The organism is Paracnuella aquatica (assembly GCF_003332885.2).
Classification (GTDB): domain Bacteria; phylum Bacteroidota; class Bacteroidia; order Chitinophagales; family Chitinophagaceae; genus Flavisolibacter; species Flavisolibacter aquaticus.
On sequence record NZ_QOWJ01000001.1, the window covers coordinates 526,129 to 544,542 of the forward strand.

Consider the following 18,414-nt stretch of genomic DNA (forward strand, 5'->3'; position numbering starts at 1 on the left):
AGCGTGAAGCGGACAACAGCAGGATGCAGGGCCGCTTTTTAACCTGTACTTTTGAGTTGTGGCTTTACCTATAACATCTGCCAACAGCGCCACCACAACTGCATGACAACCCCGCTAAAAGATACCTGGATCCGCATCGTCAACCCGGTGATTTTGATTGCCCTGAGCATCATCAGCCAGCAAACACTGGTGCCGCCGGTTACAACAGATAAGCTGGCCGCCACGGCTCGTTTGATCATTTTGCTGGTGATCAATTTTGAATTAGGCCGAATGCTGGTGATCTATGCACGGCGAAAGTTTCCCGCCATCAGCGCAACCAAAAAGCGGGTGCTGTATGCATATGCGCTATGTGTTGCCGGCACTTTTGTGCTCATCACGATCTCCACTTTAATCAGCAGGTATTATATGCCCAAGCCTGTTTCTTTTTGGTTTGAATCCCTGCTCAATTTCATCCAGTCTTTTTGGATCGGTGCGTTGATCATGGCGCCATACGAGGTATTGTACACTTATGCTTTATCAGTGCAAACCGAGCAGCAGCGGCAGCAACTGGAAAAGCAGCACATTCAAACAAGGCTGCATTCGCTGCAGGCGCAGGTAAACCCGCATTTTTTGTTCAACAGCCTTAATACACTTAGTGCACTTACCACCAAAGACCCCCAAAAAGCGGAAGCCTTTGTACTGGAAATGAGTGCTGTTTACCGTTACCTGCTGCACAACAACAACACGGCGCACCTGGCGACGGTTGCGGCGGAACTTGATTTTATAAGATCTTATCTGCACTTGCTGCAAACCCGGTATGGTAGTGCATTACAGACTTGCATTGAAATAGACGAATTGGTGCAGCAATACCGGTTGCCGCCATTCAGCCTGCAACTATTGGTGGAAAATGCGGTGAAACACAACGAAGTATCCAGCGATACACCGCTCCGTTTGCATCTGTATAATAATGGAACAGACTGCATTGTGGTGACCAATAATTTACAGCCCAAAACAGGAGCGAACCAGCCTTCCGGTTTTGGGTTATCGGGACTGTCTTCACGATACCGCCTGTTAGATAGGCCGGAAATAGAGATCATTAAAACCACCGAACATTTTACGGTGATGCTGCCATTAATCAAACCGTCACATCAATGAAAGTCCTCATCATTGAAGACGAAACGCTGGCCGCCGAACGGCTGTCGCGGTTGCTGCAGGAAATAAATCCGGCGATTGAGCTCATGGGCATTGTGCCAAGCATCCGCGCTGCCGTTGCCATTTTAGGAAATGACCCGCAGCCGCAACTCATTATGGCCGACATTGAACTGGCCGATGGCGCCAGCCTGGAAATATTTAAACAGGTGGCGGTAAAAAGTGCGGTTATTTTTACCACGGCTTACAACGAATATGCACTGCAGGCATTTAGCACCAACAGTATTGCTTACTTGCTTAAACCAATTCGCAAAGAAGACTTGGAAAAAGCCTTGCACAAACTTGCCACAATGCAGGAACAGTTTGCGGCCAGCTATATTGCGGAAAAGGGCGAAAATTTACAACAGGCTTTACAAAACGCAAGTACTCCATTTCGCAAGAATTTTTTGGTGAAAATGGGTCAACGGCTGATCCCGGTGGACGTGGACGAGATCGCTTATTTTTTTGCCGACGGGCGGCTGGTGTTCCTAACTACCTGGGATAAACGAAAAATGCTCATCGATCATTCGCTGGACGAATTGGAAAGCATGTTGGATGGGGAGAATTTTTACCGGGCCAACCGCGCCTTTTTAGTGCACCGCAAATCGGTACAAAAATGCAAAGTGTTGCTGAACCGGAAATTAAAACTGGAGCTGCTGCCGCCGCCAGATCGGGAAGTGTTGGTAAGCAAGGAGAAATTGGGGCCATTTAAAAAATGGTTGGATGCATGAACGAAAAATCTGTCTGGGCAATCGGTCGAAAAATTTACTGTAAAAAAATATGGTTGTCGTTGTGATTTCCTTACCTCAACGTACACTAATAGTATAGCACAAAAGCTTGATCACCGGCGTGGATAAAAAAGAATTGTTTGTAGCGGCTATTGAAGTCAACAAAGCGGCGATCTATAAAATTGCAACGGTGTACACCAATGGCGCGGAAGACCGCGATGACCTTGTTCAGGAAATCCTTTACCAGCTTTGGAAATCATTCGACACGTTTCAACAAAAGTCTTCGATCGGCACCTGGATTTACCGGGTTGCGATGAACGTGGCTATTTACCAGCTTAAGGCTGCAAGCAAAAGGGTTGCAACCGTGGAATTAATAGATGCAACAGCACAACACGGCGATGCGCCGCAGGGTGGGGAATAGGAGCGATGGCGTATGCTGAAAGCGCAAATTCATGAACTGAATTTATTGGAAAAAGCAATCGTGGTGTTGTACCTGGAAGACAAGAGTTACGATGAGATTGCGGAGATCGTCGGCATTTCGGTGAGCAATGTGGGTACAAAATTGTCGCGGATCAAAGAAAAATTGAGGACGAACATTTCAAAACAATTATAATCATGGAACTGGACGATTTGAAAACCACATGGAACAACATCGGCGGAACTGCCGGGCAACAAAAAATGGATGTGGCACAGTTGGTAAAAGATCGGGAAGTAAAATATGGAGCAACATTGCGCCGGATCATTCTGCCGGAAATTTTGGGCAGTATTGTTTGTGTGGCGGCCGCCGTATTTATTGGTGTTCAATGGAGTGGCCTGGAAACAACGTTGATGCAGACTACTGGTATCTTGGCCATAACGTTGCTGGTGCTGATCCCTGCAATCAGTTTTTGGAGTACCGCTGGTTTGCGCAACCGGCCCAATTTAAGCCAGCCACATGCCGACACGCTGCGCCATTTTGCACTGCAAAAACTTCAGTTCTTCAAACTGCAAAAATTGAGCGTGTTATTGAGCTATTTGTTGCTGGTGGCCGTCATTGTGTTGATGTCGGGGATGTACGGCCGCAATGACATTGCCGAAAACAAATATTTCTGGATGTTATCCATCACGGTGGGTTATGTATTCCTGGTGTTTTATGCTAGGTGGGTTGAGAAATATTACCAGAAATCGATTGATGGCGCGGAGGTGCTGTTGAGGGAAATAGGGCTTTGATCTAAATGCTTTAAGTGCATATTTCTTAGAATTAATTAGCCCGACTCGGCATTCTGAATTATTGTTTAGTTTGTTGAATCGGGCTAATTGTTTTGATATTTTACGACAAAAAAAGGACTGAAACAGTGACAAATTTGACAGACGCTGCGCAGCCTAAGTGCGGAATGTTATTGCTATTCGCATCTGGAACGATGGCCATCACATTGACATACCCATCAATGATAATTCGCTGTGTTCGTCTTTGGTTTTTCCTAAAGGCGGAACTACATTTTCTTTTATAGAACCCAAGAAAATTGCATAATTAATTTCTTCTAAACTTACGGGAGAAAAAAGTGTTTATTTCAGATGCGGCATTTGGCGGGCAATGCCATTGTATATCCCAATAAACAACGCCATCGGCATACCAATAGTCTACGTAGGTTTTCTTGCCGAAAAATTCTCCATAACTCATTAGGTTATATCTCTTTTCTAAGTCATGCGCAAACTTTAGCCATTCCTGCCATTTTTCGGCGTCAGGGCCTTCGCCCATATACTTGTAATCATCGTGGTTAATCATTTCGCAGTAGTGGTTTTCAAATATTCTCCCTGAGATACAGTAGGTAACTCTACATTATAGTTCTCTAAAACAGAAGCGCGGGCAAATAATTTCTGAACACACAGCGTCGGTGGAGCAAGCCCTGTGCACCTATTTAACATAATATAAATTATCGGCAAAAGCAATAAAGTTGAGGAGTGAAGCCATTCGGCCTAAACCGGGAAAACAAATATAAATTGCGCTGCCTTTGCATATGACCTAATCGCATTTAAGAAAGACAAATCACCAACGAAACACCCATTGATCATCCGGAATTCATTTCCGGCCAACAACCATACATGCGCCCTATTTCATTACCGCATTCCGCCAATCCGACGCTACCTGCGTACCAACTCGCCGCCGCCAAAAACGTCATTTCCATTTTTATCATTTTGGGCATCGCCTTACGGCTGTTTCATTTTTTCGACAACCGTTCGCTGTGGAACGATGAAATGTACTTGGCATCGAGCCTGGTGCGGCTGAACCTCTGGGAACTGGCCACCAGCCCGCTCGATTACGAGCAAAAAGCACCGCTGGGATTTTTGTGGGCTGTCAAACTGTGTGTGATGCTTTTCGGCAAAAGCGAAATGGCATTGCGGCTGTTCCCGTTGCTGTGCGGCATTGCTACGCTGTTTATTTTCCGTCCGGTTGCACATTACTTTTTAAAACCTGTTGCGGCGGTTGCAGCCATGGGCATCATGGCGTTTTCGCCATTTATTATTTACCACGCGGTCGAGATCAAACAATACAGCACCGAGCTGTTGGCTTCGGTTTTCCTGCTGGCCTTGTATTGCCGGTATCATCAAAAAACGGATAATAAAAGTTTGCTCCTGTACGGCATTTTGGGCGCTGTTGCCGTTTGGTTTTCCTTTTCGTCAGTGTTTATGCTGGTGGGCATTGCCATAGGTACCTGCATCTATTTAATCCTCAAAAAAAATTGGTCGCTGCTCTTCTGGTCCATGATTCCATTCGGCATCTGGGCAGTCAGTTTTGGCATCAGCTACGTGCTGTTTGTAAAAAATCACCCGGCAAAAGAATGGCTGGTGGAATGGTTTGCGCTTTCGCATGGGTTTATGCCACTGCCGCCAAAATCGGCGGCCGATATGAGCTGGTTTGTGCACAAGTTGTTTGGCATTTTTCATTACCCATTGGGACTTTCATGGGTTTCGCTGCCGCCTGAAACGGCGCCGGTACCCAGGCTGCTGGCACGTATGGCCATCGTGCCGCTGGCTTTGCTGGTGGCGGGTTTGGTAGCTTTTTGGCGCGGTGGTAAAAAGCACCTGCTCGTTTTTTCAATGCCTATTTTGTTGCACCTGCTGGCTTCCGGTGTGCAGGCGTTTCCATTTTTGGAGCGGCTTACCTTTTACTTGGCGCCTATTTTTATTTTGCTGATTGCCCGTGGCGTGCAGGTGGTCACCGACTATTTCCCAACAAAACAATGGCTGGCTTACTTGCTGGTGGCCCTGCTCCTGTTCGGGCCCGTGTTCAACATTTTCCGGCAAACGATGGATACCTCGATGTTTGCAGATTTTAAAAAATCGTACGACCGCGAAACTTTGCTCTATATCGACAAGCATGCGCAACCAGGCGATGTGGTGTATGTATATTGGAACAACCTGGTGCCGTACCGTTATTATAAAGACAACTACGGGCTGAAGTTTAAAGCGGTGGAAGGCGCCGATCACAAGTTCTCCGCAACTAACGTCGACGAATACATGAAATTGGTGGAGCAGGATGTGCAACACCTGGCCGGTGCCAAACGGGTGTGGCTTATTTACAATAAAATTTTACCCAACGGCAACATCGGCGACCGCATGTATGACCCCGAATGGTATTTTAAAACCGACATTCACGTGCCCATTGAAAAAGTGCAACCGTTATTTGGAAAGTACGGCAAACAACTTGAAATGGTGGAAACACGCAATGTAAACGTGTTGTTGTTCGATTGGAACAATTAAAATTTTCCAATTTGGAATAGCAAAAAAAGAGCACCAAAAACTTCCCGTCTTTGGTGCTCTTTTTTATTTATTAACGGCTCGCCAGGCGGCGTCGCCTTCTGTGCTTGATTTTTTGAAATCGCCGCGGAGCGTTTTAAGGCCAAACTTTTCTTTATCAATTTCCTGCCGGGTTCTAAAGCCGAGCCGCCGTAAAATGGGCAGCGGCGGGCACCAGCCCTGTATGGCGTGTTGCGCCAAAAACAAGGTGACCACTGCCGGCAATACCAGCCATTTCCGGTTCACAAATGCACCCAGTATTACCCCGGTAAAGGCCAGCGTGGAAGCGTTCAATTCCAGTGCACGCTCCATATCCCATTCGTCGTTGAGCAACTCCAGCCGTTCATCAATCAGCCTGGGGTTGTTTGCGGCAAGCCGCAAATGATACAGGGTTTCCTGGTCTATTTCAGAGTTTAAAGCATCGCTGGTTTGTTCACGTACCAGGTCTTTGTTTTTGGCAGCCATGAAATAAATGGTTTTATAAGTTGTTCTCAAGCAATGTTTTTTAAACAATACACTTAGAACTTCCTGATAAAAATGGCACGGGAAGCATAGCGCTGTCGGCAACGCTCCTGCTTTCCGTGCCCAGCATTTAATACAATAACCGCACCTTTATAGTTTGTGGCACTTCTTTCAGTAATTGAGCGGCCTGCTTCGACAATTTGCGGTCTACATCCACCACCACATACCCAATCTGGTCGTTGGTTTTCAGGTATTGCCCCAAAATGTTGATGTTATTTTGCGACAATTGGCCGTTGATCTGCGACAGTACGCCGGGAACGTTTTTGTGGATGTGCAACACCCGGTGGGCACCTTCCTGCGGCGGCAACGCCAGGCCCGGAACGGTATGCGAACCCCAGGTAATGCCTTTTTCCAAATAGCTCAGCAGTTTATTGCTCACGTCCTCCCCTATGTTTTGCTGTGCTTCTTCGGTTGAGCCGCCAATATGCGGTGTCAGCAATACATTGGGCAAACCCTGCAGCGGGCTTACAAAACGGTCGCCGTTCTTTTCGGGCTCCACCGGGAACACATCCACAGCGGCACCACGCAGCTGGCCGCTTTCCAGGTATTTGCGCAGCTCGTCCAGGTCCATCACTTCGCCACGGGCGTAGTTGATGATGATGGCGCCTTGTTTTACATAGGGAAGATTCGTTTTATTGATGAGGTTTTTCGTTTGCGGGGTGTCCGGCACGTGCAGCGTGATCACGTCCGAATTGCTGAGCAGTTGCTGCAGCGATTTGGCATCCTGCGCATTGCCCATGGGCAGCTTGGTTTGGATGTCGTAAAAAATCACCTTCATACCCATGGCTTCGGCCAGCACGCTTACCTGTGCGCCGATATTGCCGTAACCAATAATGCCCAGCGTTTTGCCGCGCAGCTCGTTGCTGCCGCTGGCATCCTTCATCCAATCGCCGCGGTGTGCCGCGTTGTTTTTATCAATAATCTTGCGAATAAGCATTACGGATGCGCCAATAACCAGCTCGGCCACCGAACGGGTGTTGGAGTACGGCGCATTAAAAACAGCCACGCCATGATGGGTAGCGGCATCGAGGGCTACCTGGTTGGTACCGATGCAAAAACAGCCAATGGCCTGCAGTTTTTCGGCGGCGGCCAATACGGCAGGGGTTACATTTGTTTTGGAGCGGATGCCCAGAATGTGCACATCCTTGATCTTTTCGATCAGTTCACTTTCGGGAAGCGCCTTGGTGAGGCGTTCCACATTTTCGTAACCGTTGCTGGTAAAGCGTTCGGCAGCGGTGGCGCTGATATTTTCCAACAGCAGGATCTTGATCTTTTCCCGCGGGTATGAGGTCTTTGTGGTCTCCATGGTTCAAATATCTTAAATAAACTGCCTGATTCGTTAGATTTTATTCAATAATTGTCCACTTTGTTTTTTCAAACAGCAACCGATTAGTTATACAGGCCTTTTACTTTTGCAAAAATTCGAACATTGAAACCCTATATATATGGATTATGCGCGGCCCTTTTATGCGCCGGGTGCGGCGCAAGTGCGGATAAGGATAAAAAGGATAAAGATCGGGAAGCTGTGTATGCAGCACATTTCCCGGCACTGAAGCCGGCGGAGAAAAAGCGGTACCACGATGCGGTAGACAGTTTTTTAAAACCACTGATCCGGTCGGGCTTCAGCGGCTCCATACTGGTGGCCAAGGAAGGCGAACCCGTATATGAATATTATACCGGCATTGCCAACCCCATCAGCAAAGATTCCATCACGGCCGAAACGCCACTGCAAATTGCATCGACGTCTAAAACCCTGACTGCTGCTGCCATTCTGCAGCTGGTGCAGGACGGCAAGCTGCAGCTGTCCGATTCGCTGCAAACATTTTTCCCCGACCTGCCCTACCCGGGCATCACGGTAAAAACGCTGCTGAATCACCGCAGCGGCCTGCCCAATTATATGTACTTTTTGGAGGGTGGCCTGTGGGATAAAAAACAATACCTCACCAATGCCGATGTGCTGGGCAAACTGGTTGAACTGGCCCCGCCCCGCGCCTTCAAGCCCGATACGCGTTTCCAATACTGCAACACCAACTATGTGCTGCTGGCGCTGATTGTGGAGCAACTGAGCGGACTTACCTACTCCGATTACATGCAGCAAAATGTGTTTGGGCCGCTGGGCATGACCAACACTTTTGTATACACGCCAACCGATACGCTGGTGCATTCGATTTCGTTCAATGCGGGTGGCGGCATCTGGGCACAGGATTATACCGACGGACCTTACGGCGATAAAAATATTTACTCCACGCCCCGCGACCTGCTCAAGTGGGACCAGGCGCTGTACAACGGCGATTTTATTGCGCAGGCCCTGCTTGATTCGGCGTTTACGCCCTACAGCCACGAAAAGCCGGGACAACATAATTATGGGCTGGGCTTTCGGTTGCTGATGTTGGATGGCGGTAAAAAAGTAGTGTACCACAATGGCCGATGGCACGGGTTCAACGCGGCATTTTCCCGCCTGCCGGATGAGCATGTGACCATTATTATTTTGGGCAACAGGTTCAAGAGCAGCATTTATACCCTTGCCCGCAAAATGTACAACCTGTTTGGTCCATACGAGCCCGGCGCCGCAGAAGGCGCGGAATGATGTTTGAAAGGTTGTGTGGCAAATTTGCGGCGCTGTGTTCCGGCGCTGCACATTTGTTACATTAGTCCTTCAATTCATCTATCCGTGAAGTTGTACACCGCTGCACAGATCCGCGATTGGGATGCTTTTACCATTTCCCACGAACCCATTGCCTCCATCGACCTGATGGAACGGGCAGCAGCCAAATGCGTTGCCTGGCTGCTGCAACACTATGGGCCGGCGCAGCGCTTTGCCGTTTTCTGCGGTAAAGGCAACAATGGCGGCGATGGCCTCGCTATAGCCCGGATGCTGCACCAACGCGGCCTGCCGGTTGAAGTGTTCATTCTTGAGTTTGGCGCCATCGGTTCACCCGATTTCCAGGCCAACCTGCAGCGGATGCACCAGTTCGACATTCCCTTCCATTTTGTACAGGAAATCCTGCCGCTGCCCCTACTCCACCCCGATGCGGTAATTATAGATGCGCTTTTCGGAACCGGTTTGAATCGGCCATTGGAAGGTTTGGCGGCAACCATTGTAGCACACATCAATAACGCATTAAACGAAGTGGTATCGATAGACGTACCGAGCGGGATGATGTTGGATGCATCCGTTGAAAATGCTGCCGTCATTTGTGCCCATTATACGCTGAGTTTCCAGGCAACGAAAGCTGCTTTTTTATTGCCGCAAAATGAAACCCAGACCGGTAAGGTCGTTGTGCTGGATATTGGGCTGCACGCAGGCTACGATGCCGATGCACCATTTGAGTTGCTGGAGATTGCGACTATAAAAAAAATAATGCGACCACGTTCGCGGTTTGCACATAAAGGCAATTTTGGGCATGGGCTGATCATTGGCGGCAGCTTTGGTAAAATGGGCGCTGTGGTATTGTCTACACGGGCACTGTTGCGCAGCGGTACGGGGCTTGCTACGGCTTGTGTACCCAAATGCGGCTACAACATTCTGCAAACCACTGCGCCGGAGGCCATGACAATGACCGACGAAGGCCCTGAATATTTGACACAACTAACGGTGGTCCCTAACTGTTTTTCGGCAGTCGGCATCGGGCCGGGGATGGGTACAGATGAAGAGACGCTCAAGGCATTTGCCAATTTTGTTCCGCAGTGTGCCATTCCGCTGGTAGTCGATGCCGACGGGTTGAACTTATTGGCCCGTCGCCCTGAGTTGTTGCACCAATTACCGCCGCAAACCATTTTAACACCACACCCCAAGGAATTTAGCCGCCTGTTTGGCGAAAGCAATAATGATTTTGACCGGGTAAAACTGGCGCTGGAAAAAGCCGCCGAATACAACGTGGTGATTATTTTAAAAGGCCATCATAGTTTGATCGCATCACCTGGCGGCAAAGGATATTTCAACAGCACCGGCAATGCCGGGATGGCCACCGGTGGCTCCGGCGATGTGCTGACCGGTTTGCTCACCGGTTTGTTGGCGCAGGGATATAATGCTTTAGACGCCGCTTTGATTGGTGTGTACCTACACGGCCTCGCCGGCGACCTGGCCGCTGCTCGGTTGTCGCAGGAAGCGATGATCGCAGGCGATATCATTCATCATTTTGCACCGGCTTTCCGCAAACTAACCGCCTGATTATTCCGCTTCTTTTTGTGCCAATTTATAATGTACATCGCTCAAGCCGCGCAACTTTTCTGCCGCCCATTCGGCGGTGATGTCCCGTTGCGGGCTGGCCAGCATTTCATAGCCCACCATAAATTTTTTCACCGTTGCCGACCGCAGCAGCGGCGGGTAAAAATGCATGTGCCAATGCCAGCCTGGGTGCTCACCATCATTTACCGGCGCCTGGTGCATGCCGGCGGAATAAGGAAAGGAAATGTTGAACAGGTTATCGTACCGCGTGGTGAGCTGCTTGAGGATAGCGGCAAATGCTGTTCTTTCCGCTTCGGAAAATTGCAGGATGTTTTGCACGTGTCGCTTGCTGATGATCATGGTTTCGTAAGGCCATACGGCCCAAAACGGCACCACCACTGCAAAATGCTCGTTTCCGATCACCATCCGCTCCCCTTCGTTTTGTTCCAGCTGCAGGTAGTCGGTGAGCAGGCTGCGGCCGTGCTCGGCAAAGTATTGCTCCTGTTCCCGTGTTTCTTTTACAATTTCCAGTGGCAGTGCACTTTGCGCCCAGATCTGCCCATGCGGATGCGGGTTGGAGCAACCCATTATCTCGCCTTTGTTTTCGAAAATCTGAATGTGGTTGATCGTTGGATCGGCGCTGAGCGCCGCAAATTCCCGTTGCCACACTTCCACCACTTTTACCAAACCCTCCATGCTGATTTCCGGAAGCGTAAGACTATGATCGGGTGAAAATGAAATAACTCTGCAGGTGCCCCGTTCGCTTTTGGCCTGCAGCAAACCACCGGCTGTAAACGCACCTTCAGGCGTATCGTGCAGCAGTGCGGCAAAGTCGTTGGTAAACACAAATGAATCGGTATAAGCCGGGTTGGTATCGCCATCGGCCCGCACATTACCCGGGCACAAATAACACTTTGGGTCATACGCAGGCCGGTTGTCGGGCGGCACCGGTTCCACCTTTCCCTGCCATGGCCGTTTAGTGCGGTGCGGCGAAACCAGTATCCAGTCGCCGGTCAGTAAATTATACCGGTTGTGCGGGTGCTCTTTGTAATCAAACATGCCGTTTAATTTTACCCGGAACAAGGTGTAATTAAAATATACACCTTGTTCCGGCGATGATTACAAACGACGGCAAAAAATGGTCCGGCCTTATTTGCGGCTGGTTTTCTTTACATGCAACTTCGGGTTCCATTCCAGCACCTGCACCATTTGCGGCGCTGTTTTGGCTAAGCCTTCGCCATCTACCTGCACTGCGTTTTGAACAAAAAGATGCAACAACCCTTGCTCCCGCCACAGTTCCGTATCAAAAGATGGCTCCCAGGATCCTACGCCTTTTTGCGATAGATCGAATACCTGCCACTTGGTCTTTTTAATATTCTTATTCAGCGCTACCGACACTTTACTGCCACGCTCCTCATCGCGAAAGATCATTGCCGCTGCCGACCGGCGTCCGTTTTTCCAGGCAATGATTTGCGGCCGGGCAATCGGAATGCTTTTGCTGCCGCCACCACTGAGGCTGAATGGCGTGTTTCTAAATGCAAGGTTTTGTGTTTGCCACCGCTGTCCGTTTTTATAAACGAGCCGGTACTGCGGCACTTTGCTCATGCTGTCGCGCCAATAAGTTGCAATGAATGGCTGGCCGCCCGGTGCAGCAAACATGGAAGTCTGGTTAATGAGTTCACTTTTTTGCGGGATCGCTGCGGCCACTTCGGCGGTGGCTTGGGTTATGGGTAGCGTGTATTTATTGCCGTTAGATCGTTGCCACGTAGTGCCGCCGTCGGTTGACTGTGCATACATCAGGTCGTGGTTGGAAGCTACGTCGGGACTTTCGCGCCACACCCACGAAATGTGAATCGTGCCGCTGCCGTCGATGCACGCCTGCCAATACGGATTGCGCTTGCCCTCGCCGCTGATCAGGTTGTTGTGCAGGTTGCGCCATTCACTTTTTACTACATCGTATTTGTTGATCACGAGGTTGCCATTTCCCGAACCGCCATCGCGGTAAAAAAACAGCAGGTCACTATCGGGCATGCGGTAAAATTCTGGATAACTGACACGACCCTCTCCCACCCGAGTCATTGGTATTTTGGGCCCAAACTGCAAGCCGCCCGGTTCCAAACTACGAACATAATTAAGGGGATTATTATGGTGGTCCCACGCCATGTGCAGGTAGCCCGCACCATCTGTTATAATGCTGATGACATTGTGTGCATCTTTTGTATTCCCGGTAAAAGGCGTTTGCTCCAACTGCCAGTATGCTGTGCCCAGTTTGCGTTTTCCCACAACTACATGACCGCTCCCATTATAAAAAGCAATGAACTGCGTATCGCGGTGCGTGACCAACGAATTTTTCCGGAAAACGGTAACGTTGATGGTGTTGGCTGCCCAGCCCGGGGCAACATCTACGAGCTTCACTTCCGGTATAGGTTGTTGTGCATTAATTGTGAAGCAGTAACAAATAAGTACAACGACGGATAACGTCTTAGTGATCGCTTTATGAAAAATATCCTTAGGTATAAACTGGTTTTTTAGCTGCATGAACCGGAATTATGAACCGGAAATGTAAACCTGTTTTGGCAAACGAAATACCGAGCAACTTTTCGAAAAAGTACCGGCTGATGTTTAGATAAATGAATTTATAGACCGTACCATTTGTTTTTGTGAAACCGAAAAATGAAACGCAGAATTCAGATAGGAAGCAATTTGAATTATCTTCTATCTAAATCTTACTCTTCACATAGATCATTTATATAACTAAAAGCTACCGCTAAGCGAATTCAGCAACGGCTTCATTTTGCATCGATTCCTGCGCTGGCGCAGTCCGCCGCTGGAGCGTAAAATAGAACGTAGATCCGCTGCCCAACACAGATTCCACCCAGATATGACCGTTGTGCATTTCCACAATTTTTTTACAGTGCGACAGGCCAATGCCTGAACCTTCAAACTCGCTGCGGGTGTGCAGCCTTTGAAAGATCACGAAGATGCGTTCGTAGTGTTTAGCATCCATGCCAATGCCGTTGTCTTTTACAAAAAACTCCCAGTGGTCTTCCCGCTCGGTGCAACCCACTTCAATCAGCGGCGGCTCAGTTTTCTTGCGAAACTTCAGCGCATTGACGATCAGGTTTTGAAATACTTGTTTCAACTCGGTAGGAAATGCTTCAACAGTCGGCAATGCACCAACCTGCACGTTTGCACCAGCATCCTTGATTGCCAGTTGCAAATCGGCCAGCACGGCCTGTGTTAATTCATTACAATTCACCAGGGACAACTCACCTTTCCGGCCCAGCCTTGAATATTCCAGCAGGTCGTTGATGAGCACTTTCATCCGGTCAGAAGCCTGCGACATGAACGCAAGGTATTTATCCGCCTTATCATCGAGCCTGCCGCCATATTGCCGGCGCAGCAATTCTACAAAGCTTGAAATGGTGCGCAGCGGTTCCTGCATATCATGCGAGGCTACGTATGCAAACTGTTCCAGTTCCACATTTTTCCGCGCCAGTTGTTTGTTGGCTTTATCGGCTTCTTTACGGGCAGCACGCTCCTGCTCGGTAACGCTGGCCAGGCGCTTCGTTCTTTCCGCCACCTGCCGCGCCAATTCTTCTTTTTGCTGGTGAATGCGTTCTACCCGCATCCGAAAAATGGCTACGGTAATGGCCACCAATGCCAAAACGGCCAACAAGCGAAACCACCATGTTTGCCAGAACGGCGGCGTGATGATCAGCCGGATGGATGCACCTTCTTCATTCCAGACGCCGTCGTTGTTGGACGCAATTACTTTCAATACATAAGAGCCCGGTGGCAGGTTGGTGTACGTAGCCGAGCGGTTGTGGCCGATATGGTTCCAGCCATCATCAAAGCCTTCTAGCTGGTAGGCATAGTTGTTTTTTTCCGGCGCCGTAAAATTCAGTGCGGCGAAATCAAAAGAAATAACGGACTGGTGATAAGGAAGGGTTATTTCTTTAATGGTGCTGATATCTTCAGGCAGGTATTTATTTGCATCGCCGGGACGGATGTTTTTGTTGAACAGACGGAATCCCGTAAACACAACCGGCGGCTGGTGGGTGTTGATGATGATTTGAGTAGGATCAAAAATATTAAAGCCGTTAATACCACCGAACACGATTTCTCCCCTGCTGGTTTTTAAGCCGGCGCCTTGCGAAAACTCCCAGCTCTGCAAGCCATTTTCCAACCCATGATGCCGCACTTTTCCGGTGCGGGGATCGAAGCGGCTCAGGCCGTTGTTGGTGCTCAGCCAGAGAAACCCATTGTTGTCTTTTATAATGCTGTTGATGGTATTATCGGGCAACCCTTCTTTCGTGGTCCAGGTGGTGAGTTGGTTTTTCTTCACGTCCAACCGGTTTAGCCCGCCGCCTAACGTGCCCACCCACACAACGCCGTTTCCATCCAAAGCAAGGCTAAAGATCACATCGCTTTCAAATGGCATGTTGTACTGGTTGTAATGTTTGAACTGCCCCTTTTCGGGATCATAAACACTTAGACCAGCCGAGGTGCCCATCCAGATATGTCCCCTTTCATCTTCCAGAAAACAACGTACATAATTACCCGAAATGGAATTGGCGTTGTTCGGGTCGTTCGCAAATTTGGCAATGTTGCCGGTTTGTGGATCGAGCATATTAACGCCACCGCCGTTGGTGCCCATCCAAACCCTGCCTTTGCGGTCTTCCAACACGGCATATACTGCATTGTTGTTTAAATCTTTCGGGCCGGGTCCGGCATTGTAGTGCGTAAATTTTTGCGTAACCGGGTCAAAGCGGTCCATACCGCTGCCATACATGCCAATCCAGGTGTAGCCGCTTTTGCGGCCTTGGCTTACACACAACACACTGTAGCTTGCCAATGCATGGGGGTTGGCTGGATCTGGATTAAAGCGTTGAAATATGTTCTCTTTTCTTTTCCAAAGGTTCAAGCCGCCGCCGCCGGTGCCAATCCACATATCGCCATCCCCTCGTTCCGCCACGGCAGTAACTACGTTGAAACTAAGGCTCGTCCAGTCAACAGGATTGTTGCGGTAGAGGTAAAAATTATTCAGGCTCGGGTCCCAAACGTTGATGCCGCCTTGGTAAGTGCCCACCCAAAGTGTGTTGGTATTATCCTGGAGCAATGCAGTAATGGTAGCGTTGCGCGACAAACTTGAGGCATCATGTACATCGCTGCCAATATGGGTGAATTGGCCGCTTTTCAGCTCAAAAAGTTCTAGGGAATTTTTTGTACCGATCCACATGCTGTCGCCAATAGGTTGGATAATTGTAACCTGGTTATCGCCAAGGCTAGTTGGATCAGCAGGATCATTAAGAAAGCGCCTCCAAGTGCCGGTGGCGCGGTCCAGCAAATTTAGGCCCGATTCGGTGCCCACCCATAGTCGGCCAAATCGGTCTTCCCGTATTGCCTTGATGCTGTTGTGGCTTAAACTGCGGGGATCGGCATTGGAAAAGAAACGACGGAACGTGCCCCTTCTGCGGTCCATCAGGTTGAGGCCGTTGTTGGTGCCTACCCATAAGTTGCCTTTGCTGTCTTCAAACAAACAAGTAATGCCGTCATCACTGATGCTGGCTGCATCGGCGGGGTCGTGTCCGTATTGCTTGACCTTGCCGGTGCGCCGGTCCAGCAGGTTAAGTTTCCAATAAGTGCCCACCCAAAAATTGCCCTGCCGGTCTTCCAAAATGGCGGTAGCAGTTTTCTGGCTCAACCCTTCTTTGTTGCCGATGGTTTCGTAGTAATGCACAAATGCATCGCGTTTGCGATCGTAACGCGATAAAGCACCATTGTTGGTGCCAACCCATAGCGTGCCGGAACGGTCTTCATACAGGGAAATTATATGGCTTCTGCGCAGGCTGGTGCTGTCGGTTGGCTCGTGACGGTATACCTTAAATTTGTTGCCATCATAGCGGTTTAAACCATCCTGCGTGCCAAACCACATAAAGCCGTACCGGTCTTTGATGATGGCTTGCACAGTGCTTTGCGACAAGCCATCCAGGTTGGTGAGGTGGTTAAATCGATATTTCGTTTGTGCCGTGGCGTTATACACCAATAACTGTAGCAAAAAAAACAATATTGTATTGCGCAGAAGCTGCACCAAACGAAAACGGGCGGGTTGTTTCAAGGACATGATCGGGTTAAACCAAAAGATTACGATCAGTTAGCAAAATATTCCTGGAGGATGCGTTCTACTTTTTCTTTTGTCAGCGGCTTGTTTTCAAAACCGGCCACTTCAGGAATTTCCATGGCCCGGTGCTGGTCCTCGGGGAACAGCGATGTGGTGAGCATCACCACCATAACTTTCCCTTTATTATTTTGCGGCAGCTGGCGGTACTGTTCCAGAAACTCCCAGCCATTCATTGCCGGCATATTGATGTCTAAAAAAATAAGATCCGGTCCAACGGGCTGGGCCGCATCATCAGAAGCGGTATGGAGCAATTCGATTGCCTCTGCACCACTTTGCGCCACTTGTACCGACTCGGCACAATCCAATTCTTCCAGCACCATTGCATTGATAAAATTGGTTGGCTCGTCGTCGTCGATCAGCAGTACGCTTTTTAATTTTTTGTGCATCGGTTTTTATTTAGAATGACTGAATAATATTAAAACAGCACCAGGTTGGTGGCTGCGTTTGGCGTTGAAATATTGGGTTGGTTGAGCGAAAGCACCACCTGCAGGTTGCAACCGCCACCGGGGTATGAGTTGATGGTGACCTGTCCTGAAAACAGTTGTGCTCTTGAAATAATGTTGGTCAGGCCTACGCCTTTGTGTTTTACCAAAGGGTCGAAGCCACGTCCATCATCGGTAATGTGCAGATGCACCTGCCCGTTCTTTTCAAATAGCTGGATGCTTACGCTGCTGGCCGCGGCATATTTTACAATATTGCAAAGTTGCTCCTGCACCATGCGGAAAATATTCAGCTTCAGGTCTTCGGATTGTTCCACCCGCGGAATGGTAGCAATGTTGCAATGCCGCTGAACGCCCTGCGGCTCCAGCATTTCCTTCGCAAGGTCTTCCACCGAATACACCAGCCCCAATTCTTTCAGGTTGCCCGGAAGGATCAGTTCTTTCGCCAGTTTGCGAATTTCATCCATCACCTGCGCTACATTCTGAATGCTTTTAGACAGCAATTTTTCCTGAAGGTCTGGATGGTCCATTGCCAGTCCGAGGTTCAATTTAACCGCGGTTAAAATCTGGTTGATGTTGTCGTGTAGTTCGCGGCCAATATTTTTGCGTTCGTTTTCCTGCGCTTCCAAAACGGCTTCCACCAGTTCCTGCTTTTTTCCTACCAGTTCGTTTTGCAGCCTTATTTTTTCCGATACATCATTTACCTGTGCCTGCATCGCGGTGCCGCCGTTGAACGGAATAACATGGCTGGCAAATTCAACGATGATGTGACTGCCGTTGTTGGTGCGGTGCAGCCACAATACTTCGTTGCCATCGTGCACCATCGGGCTTTTCGATACTAAAATATCATTGATGGAAAGAGACAAAAAAACATCACGGGAAAAGCCATATTTCTGCAATGCGGCATTATTCACTTCCAGGAAACGGAAAGTTTCCGGTTCGTAAATCCACATCGGGAACGGGTTGCGGTAAAACATCTGCCGGTATTTCTCTTCCGACATCAGAATGCGTTCTTCCACCTTTTTCCGTTCAATGCTGTATTCAATGGATTTTAACAGCAGGCCGGCATCGAATTGTCCTTTTACCAGGTAGTCCTGTGCATTTTGGTTCAATGCTTTTAACGCCGTTTCGGTATCGGCATAGCCGGTGAGCACAATAATGGGGATGCGGCAATCTGCCTCGGTAATTTCCAGCAGGGAGTCCAATCCAAAACTATCGGGCAGCGAAAGATCGAGCAGGGCCAGGTGCACTTCATTGGTGCGCAGCATTTCCTTGGCTTCGCTCATGCGGGTAGCCTTATAAATAGCACCAATCCTTTTGCCAAAGGATTCGAGCATATCCTCGATCAGGTAGATATCGGCGGGATTATCTTCAACAATTAAAATATTCAATTGGGTTGCTTCCAACTGCATAAGACGGTTAGGATTC

Annotated in this window: 16 protein-coding genes; 8 read left to right on the top strand and 8 right to left on the bottom strand. The window is 49.0% G+C overall.

The genetic code is table 11. The annotated features are described in order from the left end of the window. Positions 1 to 102 precede the first annotated feature (102 nt). From DRJ53_RS02340 to DRJ53_RS02355, 5 genes are all read left to right on the top strand, one after another. Positions 103 to 1,134: a sensor histidine kinase gene (locus DRJ53_RS02340; protein ID WP_114233958.1), complete on the top strand. Its 1,032-nt coding sequence runs from the start codon at positions 103 to 105 to the stop codon at positions 1,132 to 1,134. After that, positions 1,131 to 1,898: a LytR/AlgR family response regulator transcription factor gene (locus DRJ53_RS02345; protein WP_114233959.1), complete on the top strand. Its 768-nt coding sequence runs from the start codon at positions 1,131 to 1,133 to the stop codon at positions 1,896 to 1,898. The genes DRJ53_RS02340 and DRJ53_RS02345 overlap by 4 nt, the downstream gene beginning before the upstream one ends. Positions 1,899 to 2,004: 106 nt before the next feature. Next, positions 2,005 to 2,316 (top strand): RNA polymerase sigma factor, encoded by a 312-nt coding sequence (locus DRJ53_RS21505; RefSeq protein ID WP_206609703.1) that lies wholly within the window; start codon positions 2,005 to 2,007, stop codon positions 2,314 to 2,316. A gap of 12 nt (positions 2,317 to 2,328) precedes the next feature. Further along, the gene (locus tag DRJ53_RS21510) at positions 2,329 to 2,508 is read left to right on the top strand and encodes an RNA polymerase sigma factor (protein WP_206609704.1); all 180 of its coding nucleotides are present in this window, start codon (positions 2,329 to 2,331) and stop codon (positions 2,506 to 2,508) included. A 2-nt stretch (positions 2,509 to 2,510) separates the two neighbouring features. After that, on the top strand, positions 2,511 to 3,104 hold the full coding sequence (locus tag DRJ53_RS02355) for a hypothetical protein (RefSeq protein WP_114233960.1): 594 nt from the start codon (positions 2,511 to 2,513) through the stop codon (positions 3,102 to 3,104). Between the two features lie 301 nt (positions 3,105 to 3,405). On the opposite strand, the gene DRJ53_RS02360 is transcribed toward DRJ53_RS02355, so the two are convergent. Next, on the bottom strand, positions 3,406 to 3,660 hold the full coding sequence (locus DRJ53_RS02360; RefSeq protein ID WP_114233961.1) for a hypothetical protein: 255 nt from the start codon (positions 3,658 to 3,660) through the stop codon (positions 3,406 to 3,408). Between the two features lie 317 nt (positions 3,661 to 3,977). On the opposite strand from DRJ53_RS02360, the gene DRJ53_RS02365 reads away from it, so the two are divergent. Beyond that, on the top strand, positions 3,978 to 5,636 hold the full coding sequence (locus DRJ53_RS02365; protein WP_114233962.1) for a glycosyltransferase family 39 protein: 1,659 nt from the start codon (positions 3,978 to 3,980) through the stop codon (positions 5,634 to 5,636). A 63-nt stretch (positions 5,637 to 5,699) separates the two neighbouring features. On the opposite strand, the gene DRJ53_RS02370 is transcribed toward DRJ53_RS02365, so the two are convergent. Both DRJ53_RS02370 and serA read right to left on the bottom strand, forming a co-directional pair. Then, the gene (locus DRJ53_RS02370) at positions 5,700 to 6,137 is read right to left on the bottom strand and encodes a hypothetical protein (RefSeq protein ID WP_114233963.1); all 438 of its coding nucleotides are present in this window, start codon (positions 6,135 to 6,137) and stop codon (positions 5,700 to 5,702) included. Between the two features lie 127 nt (positions 6,138 to 6,264). Next, positions 6,265 to 7,500 carry a phosphoglycerate dehydrogenase gene (gene serA, locus DRJ53_RS02375; RefSeq protein WP_114233964.1) on the bottom strand — a complete coding sequence of 412 codons (1,236 nt, stop codon included), beginning with the start codon at positions 7,498 to 7,500 and terminating at the stop codon, positions 6,265 to 6,267. Between the two features lie 123 nt (positions 7,501 to 7,623). Between serA and DRJ53_RS02380 the strand changes: the two genes are divergently transcribed. Both DRJ53_RS02380 and DRJ53_RS02385 read left to right on the top strand, forming a co-directional pair. After that, the gene (locus tag DRJ53_RS02380) at positions 7,624 to 8,781 is read left to right on the top strand and encodes a serine hydrolase domain-containing protein (protein WP_162303786.1); all 1,158 of its coding nucleotides are present in this window, start codon (positions 7,624 to 7,626) and stop codon (positions 8,779 to 8,781) included. 84 nt (positions 8,782 to 8,865) lie between these two features. Continuing rightward, entirely contained in the window at positions 8,866 to 10,365 is a 1,500-nt protein-coding gene (locus tag DRJ53_RS02385) for an NAD(P)H-hydrate dehydratase (RefSeq protein ID WP_114233966.1), read from the top strand. On the opposite strand, the gene DRJ53_RS02390 is transcribed toward DRJ53_RS02385, so the two are convergent. From DRJ53_RS02390 to DRJ53_RS02410, 5 genes are all read right to left on the bottom strand, one after another. Beyond that, complete coding sequence (locus DRJ53_RS02390; RefSeq protein ID WP_114234424.1) at positions 10,366 to 11,421, bottom strand: UDP-glucose--hexose-1-phosphate uridylyltransferase; 1,056 nt, start codon at positions 11,419 to 11,421, stop codon at positions 10,366 to 10,368. A gap of 90 nt (positions 11,422 to 11,511) precedes the next feature. After that, complete coding sequence (locus DRJ53_RS02395) at positions 11,512 to 12,777, bottom strand: BNR repeat-containing protein (RefSeq protein WP_206609705.1); 1,266 nt, start codon at positions 12,775 to 12,777, stop codon at positions 11,512 to 11,514. Positions 12,778 to 13,129: 352 nt separating this feature from the next. After that, complete coding sequence (locus DRJ53_RS02400) at positions 13,130 to 16,423, bottom strand: two-component regulator propeller domain-containing protein (protein WP_162303787.1); 3,294 nt, start codon at positions 16,421 to 16,423, stop codon at positions 13,130 to 13,132. Between the two features lie 92 nt (positions 16,424 to 16,515). Next, positions 16,516 to 16,932, bottom strand: coding sequence for a response regulator (locus tag DRJ53_RS02405; protein WP_114233969.1), 417 nt, complete (start codon positions 16,930 to 16,932; stop codon positions 16,516 to 16,518). 29 nt (positions 16,933 to 16,961) lie between these two features. Beyond that, positions 16,962 to 18,398, bottom strand: coding sequence for a response regulator (locus DRJ53_RS02410; protein ID WP_114233970.1), 1,437 nt, complete (start codon positions 18,396 to 18,398; stop codon positions 16,962 to 16,964). Between the last annotated feature and the right edge of the window lie 16 nt (positions 18,399 to 18,414).